General features: G+C 55.3%; 16 protein-coding genes and 5 tRNA genes. All 21 read right to left on the bottom strand.

Going from position 1 to position 17,610, the window contains the following annotated elements; all coding sequences use genetic code 11:
- Nucleotides 1–26 precede the first annotated feature (26 nt).
- Complete coding sequence (gene rpoB / locus JJO78_RS17920) at nucleotides 27–4,103, bottom strand: DNA-directed RNA polymerase subunit beta (protein ID WP_036205627.1); 4,077 nt, start codon at nucleotides 4,101–4,103, stop codon at nucleotides 27–29.
- A 242-nt stretch (nucleotides 4,104–4,345) separates the two neighbouring features.
- Nucleotides 4,346–4,723, bottom strand: coding sequence for a 50S ribosomal protein L7/L12 (gene rplL / locus JJO78_RS17915; RefSeq protein ID WP_007154024.1), 378 nt, complete (start codon nucleotides 4,721–4,723; stop codon nucleotides 4,346–4,348).
- Between the two features lie 39 nt (nucleotides 4,724–4,762).
- Nucleotides 4,763–5,293 carry a 50S ribosomal protein L10 gene (rplJ, locus tag JJO78_RS17910; RefSeq protein WP_007154025.1) on the bottom strand — a complete coding sequence of 177 codons (531 nt, stop codon included), beginning with the start codon at nucleotides 5,291–5,293 and terminating at the stop codon, nucleotides 4,763–4,765.
- Nucleotides 5,294–5,519: 226 nt separating this feature from the next.
- A complete protein-coding gene (rplA, locus tag JJO78_RS17905) occupies nucleotides 5,520–6,218 on the bottom strand; it encodes a 50S ribosomal protein L1 (RefSeq protein ID WP_036203334.1) in 699 nt (232 codons plus the stop codon).
- A 1-nt stretch (nucleotide 6,219) separates the two neighbouring features.
- Complete coding sequence (rplK, locus tag JJO78_RS17900) at nucleotides 6,220–6,651, bottom strand: 50S ribosomal protein L11 (RefSeq protein ID WP_007154027.1); 432 nt, start codon at nucleotides 6,649–6,651, stop codon at nucleotides 6,220–6,222.
- A 119-nt stretch (nucleotides 6,652–6,770) separates the two neighbouring features.
- Nucleotides 6,771–7,304, bottom strand: coding sequence for a transcription termination/antitermination protein NusG (nusG, locus tag JJO78_RS17895; protein ID WP_036203331.1), 534 nt, complete (start codon nucleotides 7,302–7,304; stop codon nucleotides 6,771–6,773).
- A gap of 12 nt (nucleotides 7,305–7,316) precedes the next feature.
- Nucleotides 7,317–7,685 (bottom strand): preprotein translocase subunit SecE, encoded by a 369-nt coding sequence (gene secE, locus JJO78_RS17890; protein ID WP_007154029.1) that lies wholly within the window; start codon nucleotides 7,683–7,685, stop codon nucleotides 7,317–7,319.
- Nucleotides 7,686–7,718: 33 nt separating this feature from the next.
- Nucleotides 7,719–7,794 (bottom strand) — tRNA-Trp (locus JJO78_RS17885).
- Between the two features lie 52 nt (nucleotides 7,795–7,846).
- Nucleotides 7,847–9,043, bottom strand: coding sequence for an elongation factor Tu (tuf, locus tag JJO78_RS17880; protein WP_007154018.1), 1,197 nt, complete (start codon nucleotides 9,041–9,043; stop codon nucleotides 7,847–7,849).
- A gap of 50 nt (nucleotides 9,044–9,093) precedes the next feature.
- Nucleotides 9,094–9,169, bottom strand: a tRNA-Thr gene (locus JJO78_RS17875).
- Between the two features lie 18 nt (nucleotides 9,170–9,187).
- Nucleotides 9,188–9,262, bottom strand: a tRNA-Gly gene (locus JJO78_RS17870).
- 10 nt (nucleotides 9,263–9,272) lie between these two features.
- Nucleotides 9,273–9,356 (bottom strand) — tRNA-Tyr (locus tag JJO78_RS17865).
- A 40-nt stretch (nucleotides 9,357–9,396) separates the two neighbouring features.
- Nucleotides 9,397–9,472, bottom strand: a tRNA-Thr gene (locus JJO78_RS17860).
- Nucleotides 9,473–9,503: 31 nt separating this feature from the next.
- Nucleotides 9,504–10,238, bottom strand: coding sequence for a hypothetical protein (locus JJO78_RS17855; protein WP_226909879.1), 735 nt, complete (start codon nucleotides 10,236–10,238; stop codon nucleotides 9,504–9,506).
- A complete protein-coding gene (locus tag JJO78_RS17850; RefSeq protein ID WP_151981471.1) occupies nucleotides 10,235–10,969 on the bottom strand; it encodes a type III pantothenate kinase in 735 nt (244 codons plus the stop codon). The genes JJO78_RS17855 and JJO78_RS17850 overlap by 4 nt, the downstream gene beginning before the upstream one ends.
- Nucleotides 10,966–11,934: a biotin--[acetyl-CoA-carboxylase] ligase gene (locus tag JJO78_RS17845; RefSeq protein ID WP_036203322.1), complete on the bottom strand. Its 969-nt coding sequence runs from the start codon at nucleotides 11,932–11,934 to the stop codon at nucleotides 10,966–10,968. The genes JJO78_RS17850 and JJO78_RS17845 overlap by 4 nt, the downstream gene beginning before the upstream one ends.
- A gap of 109 nt (nucleotides 11,935–12,043) precedes the next feature.
- Nucleotides 12,044–14,443, bottom strand: a complete 2,400-nt coding sequence (locus JJO78_RS17840; RefSeq protein ID WP_151981473.1) for a DUF6160 family protein — start codon at nucleotides 14,441–14,443, stop codon at nucleotides 12,044–12,046.
- A 9-nt stretch (nucleotides 14,444–14,452) separates the two neighbouring features.
- Complete coding sequence (locus JJO78_RS17835; RefSeq protein WP_007154034.1) at nucleotides 14,453–15,001, bottom strand: hypothetical protein; 549 nt, start codon at nucleotides 14,999–15,001, stop codon at nucleotides 14,453–14,455.
- Complete coding sequence (locus tag JJO78_RS17830) at nucleotides 14,998–16,089, bottom strand: hypothetical protein (protein WP_151981475.1); 1,092 nt, start codon at nucleotides 16,087–16,089, stop codon at nucleotides 14,998–15,000. The genes JJO78_RS17835 and JJO78_RS17830 overlap by 4 nt, the downstream gene beginning before the upstream one ends.
- Nucleotides 16,089–17,288, bottom strand: coding sequence for a hypothetical protein (locus tag JJO78_RS17825; RefSeq protein WP_151981477.1), 1,200 nt, complete (start codon nucleotides 17,286–17,288; stop codon nucleotides 16,089–16,091). The genes JJO78_RS17830 and JJO78_RS17825 overlap by 1 nt, the downstream gene beginning before the upstream one ends.
- A 132-nt stretch (nucleotides 17,289–17,420) precedes the next feature.
- The coding region (locus JJO78_RS17820; protein WP_273624327.1) for a hypothetical protein at nucleotides 17,421–17,610 on the bottom strand (190 nt) is incomplete at its 5' end.

Below are 17,610 nucleotides of genomic sequence, written 5' to 3'. Positions count from 1 at the left end.
GCTCACGCTGCCAAAAACAATTCGGCTCAGTCGGATTCCAGCTCGATGTCGATACCCAGCGAGCGGATTTCCTTGACCAGAACATTGAAGGACTCGGGCATGCCCGGCTCCATACGATGATCGCCATCGACAATGTTCTTGTACATCTTGGTCCGACCATTCACATCATCAGACTTCACGGTAAGCATTTCCTGCAGCGTATACGCCGCACCGTAGGCCTCGAGTGCCCACACTTCCATCTCACCGAAGCGCTGACCACCGAACTGCGCCTTACCACCCAGCGGCTGCTGGGTAACCAGGCTGTACGAACCGGTGGAACGAGCGTGCATCTTGTCGTCGATCAAGTGGTTCAGCTTGAGGATGTACATGTAGCCAACCGTTACCGGGCGGTCAAATTCATCACCCGTACGGCCGTCATACAACACAGTCTGGCCAGTCGTACTCAGACCTGCCAGCTCAAGCATACGCTTGACCTCTGCTTCCTTGGCACCGTCGAAGACCGGCGTTGCCATGGGGACACCTGCGCGCAGATTGTTAGCCAGGGCCAGGATCTCTTTGTCACTCAGCGAATCCAGGTCCACCTTGGTGACCTCGTCCGAGTGGTTATAGATCTCGTCCAGCAAATTGCGGAGCTCAGCGATCTTACGCTGCTCATCCAGCATCTGGCTGATGCGCTCACCCAGCCCTTTGGCTGCTGCACCCAGGTGCGTTTCAAGAACCTGACCGACGTTCATCCGCGACGGAACACCCAAGGGGTTGAGAACCACGTCAACTGTGTTGCCATGTTCATCATAAGGCATGTCCTCAATCGGCATGACCGATGAAATAACACCCTTGTTACCATGACGTCCGGCCATCTTGTCGCCCGGCTGAATCCGACGCTTGATCGCGAGGTACACCTTGACGATCTTGAGAACACCCGGGGCAAGGTCATCACCCTGCTGAAGCTTGCCTTTCTTATCGTCAAAGCGCGCTTCGTGCTCTTTTTTGCGATCTTCAAGACCCTGCTCGGATTTTTCAAGCAGCTCATTCAGCGCCTCATCTTTCATCCGTAGCTTGAACCAGTCGTCGCGCGGCAACTCTGCCAGGTACGATTCGTCCAACTTGGCGCCTTTCTTGAGACCAGGACCACTGATGACTTCCTGCCCCTTGAGGGCATTGGTCAAACGCTCGAAGGTGGCACCTTCTACAATGCGATACTCGTCCTTCAGGTCCTTGCGATACTCGTCCAACTGCTCTTTTTCGATGGACTGGGCACGCGTGTCCTTTTCGATGCCGTCACGGGTAAAGACCTGAACGTCGATAACCGTGCCACGGGTGCCAGTGGGCACACGTGAGGACGTGTCCTTCACGTCCGAAGCCTTCTCGCCGAAGATGGCCCTCAGCAGCTTCTCCTCCGGGGTCAACTGGGTTTCACCTTTCGGTGTTACCTTGCCAACCAGGATATCGCCAGGACCTACTTCCGCACCGATATACACGATGCCGGACTCATCCAGCTTGGACAGCGCACTTTCACCAACGTTCGGAATATCCGCGGTGATTTCCTCGCTACCCAGTTTGGTATCCCGAGCCACACAGGTCAGTTCCTGGATGTGGATGGTAGTCAGGCGGTCTTCCTGAACCACTTTCTCGGAAATGAGGATCGAGTCCTCAAAGTTGTAACCGTTCCAGGGCATGAACGCGATACGCATGTTCTGCCCCAGAGCCAGCTCACCCAGATCCACGGACGGGCCGTCAGCCAGCACGTCACCACGGGCAATTTCATCGCCCTGGTTAACAATGGAGCGCTGGTTGATACAGGTGTTCTGGTTCGAACGGGTGTACTTGGTGAGGTTGTAGATATCCACACCAGCATCACCGGCTTCAGTCTCATCGTCGTTGACACGTACCACGATACGGGCCGCATCGACGCTCTCGATCACACCACCGCGACGAGCGGTTACGCAAACGCCAGAGTCCTGGGCCACGGTACGCTCAACACCAGTACCTACCAAGGGCACCTGCGAACGCAACGTCGGAACCGCCTGGCGCTGCATGTTGGAGCCCATCAGTGCACGGTTGGCGTCGTCGTGTTCCAGGAACGGAATCAGCGAGGCTGCTACCGACACTACCTGGCGCGGTGAAACGTCCATGAAGTTGACGTTTTCCGGCGGCGTTACCGTGAACTCGTTCTGATGACGAACCGTTACCAGCTCATCAGACAGACGCTTGTTCTCGTCCATTGCCGCACTGGCCTGGGCGATGATGTAGTTGCTCTCTTCAATGGCCGACAGATAAACCACTTCATCGGTCACCTCGCCGTCAACCACCTTCCGGTACGGACTCTCAAGGAAACCGTAAGAATTGGAGCGGGCGTAGGTTGCCAGCGAGTTGATCAGACCGATGTTCGGGCCTTCCGGCGTCTCGATCGGACACACACGACCATAGTGAGTCGGATGTACGTCACGAACCTCAAAGCCGGCACGCTCACGGGTCAGACCACCTGGACCGAGAGCCGAGATACGACGCTTGTGAGTCACTTCCGACAGCGGGTTGTTCTGGTCCATGAACTGGGACAGCTGGCTGGAGCCAAAGAATTCCTTCACCGCAGCCGCTACCGGCTTGGCGTTGATCAGATCCTGAGGCATCAGGCCTTCGCTTTCCGCCAGACTCAAACGCTCGCGCACAGCACGCTCAACACGCACCAGGCCAACGCGGAACTGGTTCTCCGCCATCTCACCCACACAACGAACTCGACGGTTGCCCAGGTTATCAATGTCGTCGACATTGCCCTGACCGTTACGAATATCGATCAGCGTCTTGAGGACGTCGATGATGTCGTCATGGGTCAACGTGCCTTCGCCGGTGCTTTCTTCGCGACGCAGGCGACGGTTCAGCTTCATTCGGCCAACGGAGGACAGGTCATACCGCTCTTCAGAGAAGAACAGGTTGTTGAACAGGTTCTCGGCCGACTCTTTGGTGGGCGGCTCACCCGGGCGCATCATGCGATAGATCTCAACCAGCGCCTCGAGGGGCGTGCGGGTTGGGTCGATGCGCAGCGTATCCGACATGAACGGACCACAATCCAAGTCGTTGGTGTACAGAGTTTCAATTTCTGTAACGCCAGCGTCGAGAATCTTGGTAACAACTTCTTCGGTCAGCTCGGTATTACACTCAACCAGAACCTCTCCGGACTTGGTGTCCACCATGTCTTTCGAGAGTACACGGCCGTAAAGGTATTCCGTCGGCACTTCCAGCTCGGTCAAGCCCGCTTTTTCAAGCTGCTTGATATGACGAGCGGTGATCCGGCGACCCTCTTCAACGATGACGGAGCCCTTCTTGTCCTTGATGTCGAACGTCGCAATGTCACCGCGCAGGCGACTTGGAACCAGCTCGAGCTTGCACACCTCAGGACCGATACTGAACTTACTGGTATCAAAGAACATCTCCAGCATCTGCTCTGAGTTATAACCCAGGGCACGCAGGAGAATAGACGCGGGCAGCTTGCGGCGACGGTCGATACGGACAAAGACCGAGTCCTTGGCGTCGAACTCGAAGTCCAGCCAGGAACCACGGTAAGGAATCACCCGCGCCGAATACAACAGCTTACCTGACGAGTGGGTCTTACCCTTGTCATGATCGAAGAACACACCGGGTGAACGGTGGAGCTGGGAAACGATAACACGCTCGGTACCGTTGATAACGAAGGTACCGTTCTCGGTCATCAGGGGCATTTCGCCCATGTAGACTTCCTGCTCTTTAATATCCTTGATCGCCTTGTTGGACGATTCCTTATCATAAATGATAAGTCTTACTTTCACCCGCAGCGGTGCTGCGTAGGTGACGCCCCTAAGCTGGCATTCCTTGACGTCAAATACCGGCTCGCCGATGCGGTAACTCACGTATTCGAGTGCGGCGTTGCCAGAATAACTGACAATCGGGAATACGGATTTGAATGCTGCGTGGAGACCGGTTTCCCGACGATTTTCGGGCGCGGCTTCACTTTGGAGGAAGTCCCGGAACGAATCCAGCTGTATAGACAGCAAATAGGGAACATCCATCACGGACGGCAATTTACTAAAATCTTTGCGAATCCGCTTTTTCTCAGTATAGGAGTAAGTCATCTGCATTCCCCAGCTTTAGACCTGATACCTGGTATCAAGAAGCAACCATTTTCATGCTTCGGGGCCGAATTGCTCGGCTTACTGCGCCGTCTTGAACAAGACTCTCGCTGTAGGTTATAGATTCTGACAGCACCACTGAATCGGCGTTCAGAGTCTATAGCATATACAACAGAAAAAGGCCGGTGGCACATGGCCACCAGCCTGTCCATGCTTAACGCACGGTTTCGATCAAAAGCCAACTCTTACTTGAGCTCAACAGAAGCGCCTGCTTCCTCAAGCTTCTTCTTGGCTTCTTCAGCGTCGTCTTTGCTCGCCGCTTCCTTGATAACGGAAGGAGCGCTGTCGACCATTTCTTTCGCTTCTTTCAGACCCAGGCCAGTCAGTTCACGAACGGCCTTGATGACGTTAACTTTCTTCTCACCAGGACCGGTAAGAACAACGTCAAATTCAGTCTGCTCTTCAGCAGCAGCGGCTTCGCCACCGGCGGCAGCCGGAGCAGCAGCTACAGCAGCAGCGGCGGATACGCCGAATTTTTCTTCCATTGCTTCAACCAGCGCAACAACGTCCATTACGCTCATTTCGGCAATTGCGTTCAAAATGTCTTCGTTAGACAGAGCCATGACTTTCTCCCAAAAATATAAAAATGGTGTTCAACAGAATCAAGCAGCTTCTTGCTTCTGGTCTCGAACTGCCGCAACAGCACGGGTCACTTTCGTTGGAACTTCGTTCAGTGTCCGCGCAAGCTTGGTGATCGGTGCCTGTGTTACAGCGGCCAGCATCGTCAACGCCTCGTGGCGTGTCGGTAGCTTGGCAAGGCGATCAATCTGGTCTGCGCCCATCAGCTCACCGCCGACAGCCAGGCCCTTGATCTCGAATGCCTCTTTCTCTTTGGCAAAATCCTTCAGCAGGCGCGCAGCCGCACCCGGATCTTCCATAGAGAACGCCAGAATTGTCGGGCCGACCAGCGCCGCATCAATACACTCGAACTCAGTACCGCGGATTGCGATCTTCGCCAGGTTGTTACGAACAACCTTTAGATGAACGCTTTCAGCGCGGGCCTTCGCTCGCAGCGCCGTCATATCACCTGAGGTGATACCACGGTAGTCAGCCAGAACAACAGACAGAGCACCACCGGCAGTCTCGTTGACTTCAGCGACGATCGCTTTCTTGTCTTCGAGTCTAATTGCCACTGGATTTCTCCTCGATTTCGCCGGGCATATTCCCGGCAAACCCACATATACCCCTCGCGGGGCTCCCAACGGTGTTTGGGTTCAGAGAGAACGTCTTCACACCGTCTGCGCAGGCGTTGCTTTAACCCTTCCAGCATCTCTTCTATAAAAAGAGCGCTTCGGGGGCCTGCGGTCTTTGACAGCCTTGGCTTCCGCCCAGACTACAAAGTAACTACCGAACAAAGCCTCAGATGCTCAGAGCGCTCTGATCGATAGTCAGGCCAGGACCCATCGTCGACGACAGGGTTACCTTCTTGAGGTAAACACCTTTCGAAGAAGACGGCTTGGCCTTTTTCAGGTCCGCGATCAGAGCTTCAAGGTTTTCCTTGATGTTCTGCGCAGAGAATTCCACATTACCCATCGGCGCATGGATGATACCGTTCTTATCAGTACGGTAACGCACCTGACCTGCCTTGGCGTTCTTTACAGCAGTCTCAACATCCGGGGTAACAGTGCCGACTTTCGGGTTCGGCATCAGGCCGCGGGGACCAAGAATCTGGCCCAGCTGACCAACAACACGCATGGCGTCCGGAGTGGCGATAACCACATCGAAATCCATGTTGCCTTTTTTGACTTCTTCCGCCAGGTCATCCATACCAACAATATCAGCACCGGCAGCGGTGGCTTTCTCGGCGTTGGCGCCCTGGGTGAATACCGCCACACGAACGGTTTTGCCAGTACCGTGAGGCAGAACAGTGCTGCTGCGCACAACCTGGTCTGATTTACGCGCATCGACGCCCAGATTGACGGCAACGTCCACGGATTCCTTGAACTTGACGTTACCGCCCAGCTCAACCAGCAACGCTACCGCTTCGTCAACGGAATATGCGCGGGTGGAATCGACTTTTTCACGAATCAGCTTCTGACGCTTGCTAAGCTTTGCCATGTTACAGGCCCTCCACGTTCAGGCCCATGCTACGGGCAGTTCCGGCAATGGTACGAACCGCAGCATCCATGTCGGCTGCAGTCAGATCCGGCTCTTTCGTCTTGGCAATTTCTTCCAACTGGTCACGAGTTACCGTGCCAACTTTGTCGGTATTGGGACGACCAGAGCCGCTCTTGATGCCGGCCGCCTTCTTCAGCAGCACCGGTGCGGGCGGAGTCTTGGTGATAAAGGTAAAGCTGCGATCACTGTAAACGGTGATAACAGTAGGAATCGGCAGGCCCGGTTCCATATCCTGGGTCTGTGCGTTGAACGCCTTACAGAACTCCATGATATTTACGCCACGCTGACCCAGCGCGGGACCAACGGGAGGACTCGGGTTGGCCTTGCCGGCAGCAACCTGAAGCTTGATGTACGCTTCAATCTTCTTAGCCATGATATTTCTCCTGTGGGTTCGAACGCCTCTCGGCTCCCCTGTATTTACAACTGCCAGTAGCAGACACAAAAAGCCCGCGTCGCCATAGCGCGCGAGCTCTCAGCATGTAAGGCTGCTGCTCAGTCTTTTTCGACTTGCCCAAACTCCAGCTCTACCGGAGTTGAACGACCGAAAATCAACACAGCAACCTTGACCCGACTCTTGTCGTAGTCAACTTCTTCAACAACGCCATTGAAGTCCGCAAACGGCCCTTCAGTGACGCGAACAATCTCGCCTGGCTCGAACAGAGTCTTCGGCTTGGGCTTGTCAGCGCCGCTCTCAACACGGCGAAGAATGGCCTCTGCCTCACGCTCTGTAATTGGGGCCGGCTTATCCTTGGTACCACCAATGAAACCAAGAACCCTGGGCGTATTCTTGACCAGATGCCAGGTGCCGTCATCCATTTCCATCTGCACCAGAACGTAGCCGGGATAGAACTTGCGCTCACTCTTGCGCTTCTTCCCGTCACGCATCTCAACGACTTCTTCAGTCGGCACAAGGATTTCGCCGAACTTCTCTTCCAAGTCATTGAGAGCAACACGCTCCCTGAGAGTGCGCATTACGTGCTTTTCAAAGCCAGAATACGCATGAACGACGTACCAGCGCTTAGCCATTGCCCACTCCTGTTACCCGATAACTCCGGAGACCAGCCAACTGATCAACGAATCCATACCCCACAGCATCAACGCCACAACCAATACAAACACAACGACGATGGCTGTGGTCTGGATCAGCTCCGGCCTGGTGGGCCATACGACCTTCCGGATTTCAACCCTGGCTTCCTTGAGCAGAGTCGCAAAACGCCGACCACGCTCGGTTTGGAGCGCCACAAAAGCAGCGACCAGAGCAAGAGCTACGAGAGCCAGCACCCGATACAGCAGTGACTCGGCATTAAAATACTGATTGCCAACGACGCCCGCTGCAATCAGAACAAATACGACCAGCCACTTTACTGCATCGAAGCTACTGGTCGAACGATCGGCTTTTGACTCCATAGGAATCAGCTTATGTATCCGGATGTTAAAAAATGGCAGGCCAGGAGGGAATCGAACCCCCAACCTGCGGTTTTGGAGACCGCTGCTCTGCCAATTGAGCTACTGGCCTGCACCGAAACAACTCAGCGCACTTACTTCAAGTTCTTACTCAAAAAGAGCAATTACTCGATGATCTTTGAGACTACGCCGGCACCAACGGTACGGCCACCTTCACGAATCGCGAAGCGCAGACCATCTTCCATGGCGATCGGAGCAATCAGGGTAACACTCATCTTCACGTTGTCACCCGGCATAACCATTTCCACACCTTCCGGCAGCTCACAGGAACCTGTGACGTCGGTGGTACGGAAGTAAAACTGCGGACGGTAACCCTTAAAGAACGGGGTATGACGACCACCTTCTTCTTTGCTCAGCACGTACACTTCGCACTCGAACTTGGTGTGCGGCTTGATGGAGCCCGGCACACACAGAACCTGACCACGCTCTACGTCGTCACGCTTGGTACCACGCAGCAGAACACCAACGTTCTCACCAGCACGACCTTCGTCCAGCAGCTTGCGGAACATCTCAACACCGGTACAAACGGTCTTCACGGTATCTTTGATACCGACGATTTCCACTTCGTCACCAACCTTGATGATGCCGCGCTCTACACGACCGGTTACAACCGTACCGCGACCAGAGATGGAGAACACGTCCTCGATCGGCATCAGGAACGGCTGATCAATCGCACGCTCCGGATCCGGGATGTACTCGTCCAGGGCTTCTACCAGCTTCTTAACAGCGGTAGTACCCATTTCGTTATCATCCTTACCTTCCAGCGCCATCAGCGCGGAACCGGTAACGATCGGCGTGTCATCGCCCGGGAAGTCGTACTGGCTCAGCAGTTCGCGAACTTCCATCTCGACCAGCTCCAGCAACTCCTCGTCATCAACCATGTCCGCCTTGTTCAGGAACACAACGATGAAAGGAACGCCAACCTGGCGGGACAGCAGGATGTGCTCGCGAGTCTGCGGCATGGGGCCGTCAGCTGCGGAACAAACCAGGATCGCGCCGTCCATCTGCGCCGCACCCGTGATCATGTTCTTCACGTAGTCAGCGTGGCCCGGGCAGTCAACGTGCGCATAGTGACGCGCCGGCGAATCGTACTCAACGTGAGAGGTCGCGATGGTGATACCACGTGCCTTCTCTTCCGGTGCGTTATCGATCTGGTCGAATGCGCTTGCACTACCAGTACCCCACACTTCGTGACACACACGAGTCAGCGCGGCTGTCAGCGTGGTCTTGCCATGGTCTACGTGACCAATGGTGCCCACGTTTACGTGCGGCTTATTACGCTCAAATTTTGCTTTAGACATTCGACCTATCTCCCTAATCAACTGGACCGTAACGTTGACCGGACAAATAATGGAGCTCATGACCGGAATTGAACCGGTGACCTCATCCTTACCAAGGATGTGCTCTACCGACTGAGCTACATGAGCGCTTTCAACACTACAAATTGGAGCGGGCAGCGGGAATCGAACCCGCGTCATCAGCTTGGAAGGCTGAGGTAATAGCCACTATACGATGCCCGCGAGCAATAAGTGGTGGAGGGGGCAGGATTCGAACCTGCGAAGCTTTCGCGTCAGATTTACAGTCTGATCCCTTTGGCCACTCGGGAACCCCTCCGAGTCAGGCATGCCAACGGCAAACCTGCCTAAACTTAAAGTGGAGCTGGCGGACGGAATCGAACCCCCGACCTGCTGATTACAAGTCAGCTGCTCTACCAACTGAGCTACGCCAGCTCACATTCGCCTCTTCAGCGAGGGCGGTATACTACGGATTTTCAGAACGCGTTGCAACACCTTCACAACGCCTGATTTCGACCATGTCGAAATTCTCTCTGTAATCCGTTTCCGCCGCCCCAACCGCACCGGAATCCGGCACCAGTTGGTCTTCAAAAACGAGCGCGTAGCTTAGCTGATTTCGGGGGAAGTTGGCCAGTATTGCATTGAGATTCTGGCGTTTTTTTTCAGCCAGGACATTTTCGGCGGCCTGTCGGGACTCGAACAGCCCAAGAGAAATGGCATTTTTATTCTCGCCCCGGGTTACCAGGTAGGAGTCGATCCCCCTCTGCTGGAGATCGCGAAACAGATCCAGCGCCCGATCTTCCGGTTGAGGAGGTATGATCACCCAATGCAGTGGTGCCAGTTCCCGCTCCTCCTCAGCAACGTCGTAGTCGGTTCCAGGCCGCCCCAGGGAACGATAAGCCTGCCGCGCACTCTGCTCCGAGTCGAACCACCCCAACTGAACGCAGAAACTCAGGGGAACCGCTTCCCTCTCTGGCGGAGCCTCAACATCAACGGCTGGCTGAGTGGCTTCGCCCTCGGCCAGCGTCACATCATCCCTGGCGGCTTCGGGTTCAACCTCTGGCGACAGCGGTTTCAGATCAGCCACCCGCGGCAATGCCTGGCGTTCAGTTACAACGGCAACGGGCTTTGGTCCGAACTTGTCCCCGTATAACCAAAGCGCCCCATTGATCAGAATCAGAGCAACAGCAAACCACCTCATTCGCGTTCACTCTCCCCATCAACAGCCGCAAGCCCCTTGAGCACCAATGAAGGCTCGTGGTGGGCCGAAAGCCCGGCATCAAGCAGGCCTTCGGCGTCGCCTCCCGTCACCAGGACGCGACCAAGACCAAGACGACGGCAATCCGCCTCAATCCGTGCAGCCATTGATGCCCAGAGCCAGAGCAGTCCATGCTGAACGCATTCGGTTGTCGACGCCCCAGGCTCCGCAGCCTGCACATCACTGGCATCAAAACCAATTCTCGCAGCGTCCTGCCTCAAGGACCTGAGCATCATCTGCTTACCCGGGAGAATATAGCCGCCCAGGTGCGCCCCCGAATCGGCAACATAATCAATCGTAATAGCACTGCCGGCATCAACAACCGCAAAACCACCTTTATCGGCCTGCCATGCAGCGTACATGGCGTGCCAGCGATCGGCCCCCATCCTGCCGGTTTCGGTGTAGGCATTCACCAAACCACCTCGACGGGGTTCAGCCCAATGAAACACAATCGGAGCACGACAGAACGCTTCCAACTGCACCTGCAAATGTTGGCGCCTTTCTTCCGAGATCACAGTGGATACTGCAACTCGCCTGATATGGGCGGACTGACAACGGATGTCGCAGAATGGGTCGTCGGCGTCCAGAATGGCGGAACCGGTGCCAACCAAATGACCATCGCCGACCAGCAGCCACTTCAGCCGGGTATTCCCGGCATCCACCAATAGCTTCATGGGCGGACCCGCAGGCTTATCTCGCCGGCACGAACCCTGACCAACTCTTTGCCGTCGTCGATCAGGTAATTACCGGTATCATCGATTCCACGCCCGTTCCCGGCGAGTCCACCCTGGCTGGCAACCAGAGACTTACCGGAAAAAATATCTCGACCCTGCCAACGTGAACGGAACCCGGTAAACCCCTGACTGGCGAACTCGTCCACGGAGTCAAGGACGGAATTAACGAGTGACGCAGCAAGCTCGCTACGATTCCAGCGACGTTCAGGCACGGCTATGTCAAGACTGCTCCAGGATTGATCCACCTCCGCAGACTCTTTCATATGCACGTTCAGACCAATACCTGCAACAACCTGAACCACCCCCTCTTCAAGTTCGCCCTGAAGCTCAACCAGAATACCAGCCAGCTTGCTACCGCCGAGAAAAATATCGTTGGGCCACTTCAGCCCCACATCTGCAACACCATGCTGCTCCAGGGCTTCGGCGACCGCCACACCCAGAACCAGGCTTAAACCATCCAGCATGGCGAAGCTGCCTCGAAACGTCAGCCCCAGGCTCAGGTACAGGTTCTGTCCCCGCGGGCTTTGCCAGGGCCGGCCGCGCCTGCCACGGCCAGCGGTCTGACAGTCAGAGATGCACACGGGAATGCGACCGGAATCGGAGCCCGCACGGCGTCGTACAATTTCAGCATTGGTCGAATCTACTTCATCCATTACGATCAGTTCGACCCTGGTGCGACAATCCGGCGCCAGACTCTGCGTTATCCGTTCCGCATCAAGCAAGTCCATGTCGCTCAACAGACGATAGCCCTTGCCACGAATGGTTTCTATGCGGACACCCTCCTCCGCTGCACGACGAACCTGCTTCCAAATTGCCGTGCGACTGATGCCAAGACTGCTGGCAAGGGACTCACCGGAATGAAACTGGCCGTCTGCCAGGAGGCCAAGAAGTGCTTTGGATTTCATCAAGGAACGCCCGCGTATTTGAATGGGATCAGGGCGGGATTAAACAACACGTCGAACCAAAAGACAAAGGACGACGCCGCGGCACGTCCAAAATTTGCCGCCTGAGACCTCAGGGTATGGGCGTTGCAGTCAGATTGGCCTCAATATTGAAGTTCTGCATTTTCACGCCATAGACTGCTGTTTGTGGACCACCGGTGGGATGGACCAGATCAATGTTGTTGATGGAGAGTTCCTTGAACTGGCTCCTCGCCCGAACGGCGAACCCCAGCGGGCGATTATCCAGGTCAGCCGCAGTGGGCGATGAGACATAGCGGTACCCCGCCCCTGCGGCCGGGTCCATTATTTTTTCGTCGCCCCTTGCGCCGACCACTCCCAAAGCATCTGCGCCATCTGTCTTCTTGACCACCTTGGTCTGGTAGACATCGACAGAAAGGTCCGTGCGTATTCCGAAGGTATTGTCGTCTACACCGTCACCGTCGAAGTCACCGCCATCGCTGGTATGAATATCGTCAAGTACGAGCCTGGAGCCTGTGTTGTTGATCGGCTTGCCACTGGAATCCACCTGACGATTGGTTTCCCAGGTAAATGCATTCTTGCGTGCCTCACTAACTTCCCTTGCGAGTATCTGTTTGAGCTGGATCGTGATTCCCTCATCACCACGAGCCTCCCAGATTCCGCCCGATGCAGCACAGGCCGACTCAGAGCCCCCCGAACCGCCGGCGCATACATTGCCAGCCCCACCCGGGACAATGGTCATGCTACTTCCGGTTTCGTATTTCTGAACCACAAATCGGCCAAAGCTTGATCCCGCCGCCTTATCGCCAACCCGCAGGTTGCCAACATCCATAAGGCTCCAGGCCTCCCCCTTGATGAGGGCCAGCCCGTCTTCGGTCACATCCAGGGTCATATCCCGAACATGGGCATCGTAGCTGAGATCGCTGATCCACAAACCCTTTTGAGAAATCTCCCCCGAACCTTCATCGTAAGGCGCGGCGATGATAGCAGCCCGGCCATTCCGTATACGGATATCCGAGTTGATGGTTAGGCCCTCACCACTGGCACCGCCCGCTCCAAGCGTCACCTGGCCATCCATATCGAATTCGTAAGCCGGGTAGAAGCCAAGCGCCAGAAGCAGCTCCGTACCACCCTGAAGCGGGGCATCCTCGCTGCCTACTCGTAAGCCATTAATCCTGTAGCCGGCCGACACATCCTCAAAGCCAATCCGGAGCCCGTCATAAAAACGCGTTCCATTAAGCTCACCATCCCGCGTAACGTTAACTGTGACATCCCCCTGCCCCCAGGACTGCAGTCCGCTGAAGATAACGCGGTTGCCATCCTCGGTATAACTCAGGTCGGCCAACTGCAAACTCCACTCAGTGGACAACCTGAGCCCTTGAGAGCCGGCATCTGGGTGCCCCCCACCTTGCAGGTAAACCGCGTTGGTGTAGCTGCGCCCATTGTAGACGTGGTCCTGCAACATGAAGCTGACATTCACTTCGCCAATACTTTGCCCGCTGGCGCCCATTTCAATGCGACCAATGTTAAACTCCCCGCTCAGCGACCCCAGCGTGAACCCCAGGGCGTCGCGTCCGTATCGGTCCGCTGTCACGTCCACCCGGAGATCATTCAGCCGGTATTGTCCTGTAATCTCGCGGAACGCAAGCGCGTGGTCGTCGTCATGATAGATAAAGGATGCACTGTTAATCGTGGTTTCGTTATCCAACCGAAAACCCTCCCCTTCGCGCCCACCGGCTGTAATGCCGGTTTTCGACGAGAGGTCGAAGGAACCGCTGAGCCCGCCGTAACTGGACAGGGCCTGGCCACTTGCGACGTCGTAGGTGTTGCCATGATTGGCAGGGTTATTACTGTATCGGATTGCTCCCACATCGTAGGAACCGGATACGCGGGGGGCGTTCAGCTCCAGAGTACTGCCAACTACATCCAGGGTGACACCCAGGGCCTCTACACTGAGGGTGATATCATCCAGGAAGACTTCATTACCGTTGGTTCGATAGCCCAGACGGCCGCCGGTCATGGTGTAGGCAGTGTCGAATGTGTAACCCGATGAGCCAAACGCACCTCCCGGGCTGATGCGCAGGTTTCCCTGCAGGCTGTGATCAAAGAAAATGCCACCCATGCCAATCCCCGGGGCGCCAGCCAACCGTATATCGCCGAACTCAATCCGCCGATCCTCAACCAGGTAGTCCAGATTCAACGATGCCTCATCGGTGATATCGACCCTTATGACATGAGCAGCCGACTCACCTGGCTGGCTTGCTGAACCAACCCGGAAATCCTCAAGGTAGATACCGCGATCATCATCGAAATACGTTAAACGGTCCGCGGTCATACCCAGCTCCATTTCCAGGGTAATACCGCTTTGGCCACTTATATCCGCCATATCTTCGTCGCCCAGAAGCTGCATATCCGCCATCGCGGGTGCCGACAACGCCAACACTACGCCCCTCACAGACTGTGTGACCACGATGTGCTTTCTGATCCCGGCCATACCCGCTCCCTATGGATTTCCCGTAGGGAAAACCAATAGGTTTCCCTCCATGATGACGTCACCCTGCATTTCCACCGCAAAGATGTCTGTTTGCTGGAATCCCGGGTCTGTTGGTCTGGGTGTGTTGCTCCCGGCGATTTTGAACCGCACATCGTTGTAGCGAACGGTATCCGGCAGACCAATCTCTACAACGTCACCGTTGAACGCCTCGCCGTCACCGGCAAATCCGGAATCAATCGAACGAACACGGAGGGTCAGTCCTTCGAAGGCAAAGTTCCCCCTGATCTCATCCAGCACCATCCAGCCGCCATCCTCTTTCAATCGGTAGGCCAGCCTGGCACCGCACTTCTTACCGGCATCATCACAACGGCCGAAATAGCCGTTCTCAATAGGCCCGCCCATTTCATTAATGCTGATATCCCCTGATAGATATATGCCGCCCTGACCGGATACCTCAGAGAGTGCCTCATCGTTCAGACGATCGAGTTCACCCACCGCATGTTTTGAGCTGGACAATGCGAGGGCCAATAACAGGGCATGCGCGTACCGTCTATTCATGGCGCCAGATCCTTGGTTCGGATATCAAGGTGCTGAATCAGCATGCCCTCAACCCGTGCCGACCCGAAATCCCGGTCACCCACGGAAAAACTTCCGATGTGCAGGTTACTGCGATAATCGGGATTGGTGTAATAGTCCTCATAGAAATCCCAGGTTTGCGCGTCACTGCTACCTCGCAGCCCATCAGCGCCAATCGATCCCGGAGCTGGCGGTTCGATGGCCGCGACTTCCACCACAAAATTGCCAGTGCCATCAACGTCGAAAAATACCGGCTGCAACTGGTTGCCAATCGCCAGCTCCAGCGCAAAGTTGGTCATGGTGATTCTTGAACCGCAGGATTGGCCATCCTGAGAACAGGCATTGATCGACAATTCCGGTGTTTGGAAATTGAGCTTGAACTGCCCCACCATCTGTCGACGATCGTCATCGCCCCAAAGGCGAAGGTAGCTACCATCAATAACTGCGCTTTTCGCATGAATGTTGATATTGGCCGAACGGTCTTCTCCCACAGCCACATTCATCTGCAGCCCGATATCAGGGCGCTCACCTACAAAATCCGCCGTCGCCGGCCGACTGGAGCAAACGCCACTACCCGCAATAGCACCCGAGCTCATACAGTCGTACCCTTGGGCAGCGTCCACCAAAGCTGGCGCCGCGAACTCGAGAACGGCCTTGTCCCGGATGCCGATACTATTGCCGTCGACCACGTCAATCCGATAGGGATTCACCAGCCGACCAATATTTACCGGGCTTAGGTTCTGCCCGTAGTTGCTGCCGGTTCCGGAGATGTACAAGTGATTCACCACGATCTCGACATCGCGGCCGTCCGTACTCTTAAGGCCGCCAATCTTGAAAATCCGGGCCTGGTTACCATTGGCATCGGGCGTGTCCGTGCCATGGGAAAACGTGAAGTCTTCCAACACGATTCCAATGCCAGCACCATCGATCTCCGACAGTTCCTGCTCTGACAGGTCCTGAAGTTCCGCGTTTGCTGTGCACGTTCCGAGTAACAGTCCCAGGACAGCGCAAACTCGCGTGGGGCAGAACGACCAGACAGTGGGGGTTAGAAGGCGCCTTCTGGATAACATCAGAACAACCCCCTGCCCCGATCGATGTATTCCGTTCGGTAACGGTCGGTGCCGTAAAGGGCCTCGTTAAGATTGACCTCGGTTGCACCGTTCGGAATATTGAAGAAGGCCCCGGAAGTCGCCCGAATGAAATCCTCCGGCGTCGGGTTGGTGTTCTTGACGTCTTCCAGCCAGTCAAGGTCTTTGGTCTGGAATGAAATAAACGCTCCGTCGGCCGGCCCTGTAATCCTCCGCTGATTACCAACTTCTTCCACCGTGCCGATTGGAAAGCTGTTGTAAATATCGAGATCAAAGCAGGAATCGATACCCAGGACCAGGCAGTCCTGGGCGTAGACATAAATATCTCCACTGCCACAACTGAAGAAAGAGCAATCAGGCACATCAATACGGGAACTGGAGCCCCAACCAATAAGGTTCTTTACTGACCAGCGAGTGAACCCGCCCGCATCCTCGAGCACGAAGCGTTCTCCATTGGGGATGCCAATATGTTCCGCCCGAATGGGATCAAGCTCACCGATATCAGGATGCCCTTCTTCGCCGTACACCAGTTGCGCCTTGGTCTGGAGCGGACTACCACCTTCAAGCAACGGGGTAAGCAGAACGATGACCTGATCGAAGAAGTTGCCGCCGGAGCTCGCCTGACTCAAACCTTCACCGCGATCAATGATGTCTACATTGACGTTGCCGGTGAGAGTTTCAATCTTGCCAGAGAGGATGCCCATGGACTCTCCGAAGCCCAGCCGAAAACCAACGATCTCCTGAGCGCCCTCGTCGAACGCAAATTCCAGATAGGGGTTCTCGATGTTAAACGGGACGATTTCGCCTTCTCCATAGGCCGAGCCATCCGGCTTGAGCTGGCGGGGCGCCTTGGAGTTGCGCTCGAAGTACGCTTGGTTATTGATATATCCGAGCGCAAAGTCCTCTATATAGACATCGGACGTTCCGGCTTTTTCACCATCCCGCTCGTAGCGCCCCAACTCGAGTACGTCAACATTGGTCTGGATATCAATGTCCATTCCCAGGTTAACGCGTGTATAAGAGGTATTGTCGGTCTCGTCGGGGTGATATTGGCGATCAACCGAAATGAATGCTTGACCAGTTACTTCCGACATATCGCTATCGGAGATTGGCTGCAGGTCCGCAAACGCAGGAGGGGTCACTGACAGCACCGCTAACAAATGCCAAACGACACGATTCATAGACAGATCTCACCATTAACCGCATTCTGAAAAGCGGTTTATTGTTATTTTCGATGAGTGTCTCTGAACACTAATGCTGCTTTCGCTGGCAATTTTTATTTTGGCCAGTTCTTGTACAGATCCTAACCTCGTTTACAGTTTGTCACTGTGAGCAAGGTCATAGATTTGAAAAATGAGTCGACGCTGAAGGTACTTTTTTACAGGCAATAAAAAACCCCCGTCGGCGAAGCCGCGGGGGTTTTTGGTATTAAGAGCCTGACGATGACCTACTCTCACATGGGCAGAAGCCACACTACCATCGGCGCTGGTCTGTTTCACGGCT

The organism is Marinobacter sp. DS40M6, from assembly GCF_028581595.1.
Classification (GTDB): Bacteria; Pseudomonadota; Gammaproteobacteria; order Pseudomonadales; family Oleiphilaceae; genus Marinobacter; species Marinobacter salarius.
The sequence above is the reverse complement of the archived record's forward strand: the minus strand, read 5'-3'. Positions and strand labels throughout refer to the sequence as shown.

Excerpts from the sequence above, each read along its gene's own strand:
- rpoB (WP_036205627.1), bottom strand. The coding sequence starts at position 4,103 with ATGACTTACTCCTATACTGAGAAAAAGCGGATTCGCAAAGATTTTAGT.
- rplL (WP_007154024.1), bottom strand. The coding sequence starts at position 4,723 with ATGGCTCTGTCTAACGAAGACATTTTGAACGCAATTGCCGAAATGAGC.
- rplA (WP_036203334.1), bottom strand. The coding sequence starts at position 6,218 with ATGGCAAAGCTTAGCAAGCGTCAGAAGCTGATTCGTGAAAAAGTCGAT.
- rplK (WP_007154027.1), bottom strand. The coding sequence starts at position 6,651 with ATGGCTAAGAAGATTGAAGCGTACATCAAGCTTCAGGTTGCTGCCGGC.
- nusG (WP_036203331.1), bottom strand. The coding sequence starts at position 7,304 with ATGGCTAAGCGCTGGTACGTCGTTCATGCGTATTCTGGCTTTGAAAAG.
- secE (WP_007154029.1), bottom strand. The coding sequence starts at position 7,685 with ATGGAGTCAAAAGCCGATCGTTCGACCAGTAGCTTCGATGCAGTAAAG.
- tuf (WP_007154018.1), bottom strand. The coding sequence starts at position 9,043 with ATGTCTAAAGCAAAATTTGAGCGTAATAAGCCGCACGTAAACGTGGGC.
- JJO78_RS17855 (WP_226909879.1), bottom strand. The coding sequence starts at position 10,238 with ATGAGGTGGTTTGCTGTTGCTCTGATTCTGATCAATGGGGCGCTTTGG.
- JJO78_RS17850 (WP_151981471.1), bottom strand. The coding sequence starts at position 10,969 with ATGAAGCTATTGGTGGATGCCGGGAATACCCGGCTGAAGTGGCTGCTG.
- JJO78_RS17845 (WP_036203322.1), bottom strand. The coding sequence starts at position 11,934 with ATGAAATCCAAAGCACTTCTTGGCCTCCTGGCAGACGGCCAGTTTCAT.
- JJO78_RS17840 (WP_151981473.1), bottom strand. The coding sequence starts at position 14,443 with ATGGCCGGGATCAGAAAGCACATCGTGGTCACACAGTCTGTGAGGGGC.
- JJO78_RS17835 (WP_007154034.1), bottom strand. The coding sequence starts at position 15,001 with ATGAATAGACGGTACGCGCATGCCCTGTTATTGGCCCTCGCATTGTCC.
- JJO78_RS17830 (WP_151981475.1), bottom strand. The coding sequence starts at position 16,089 with ATGTTATCCAGAAGGCGCCTTCTAACCCCCACTGTCTGGTCGTTCTGC.
- JJO78_RS17825 (WP_151981477.1), bottom strand. The coding sequence starts at position 17,288 with ATGAATCGTGTCGTTTGGCATTTGTTAGCGGTGCTGTCAGTGACCCCT.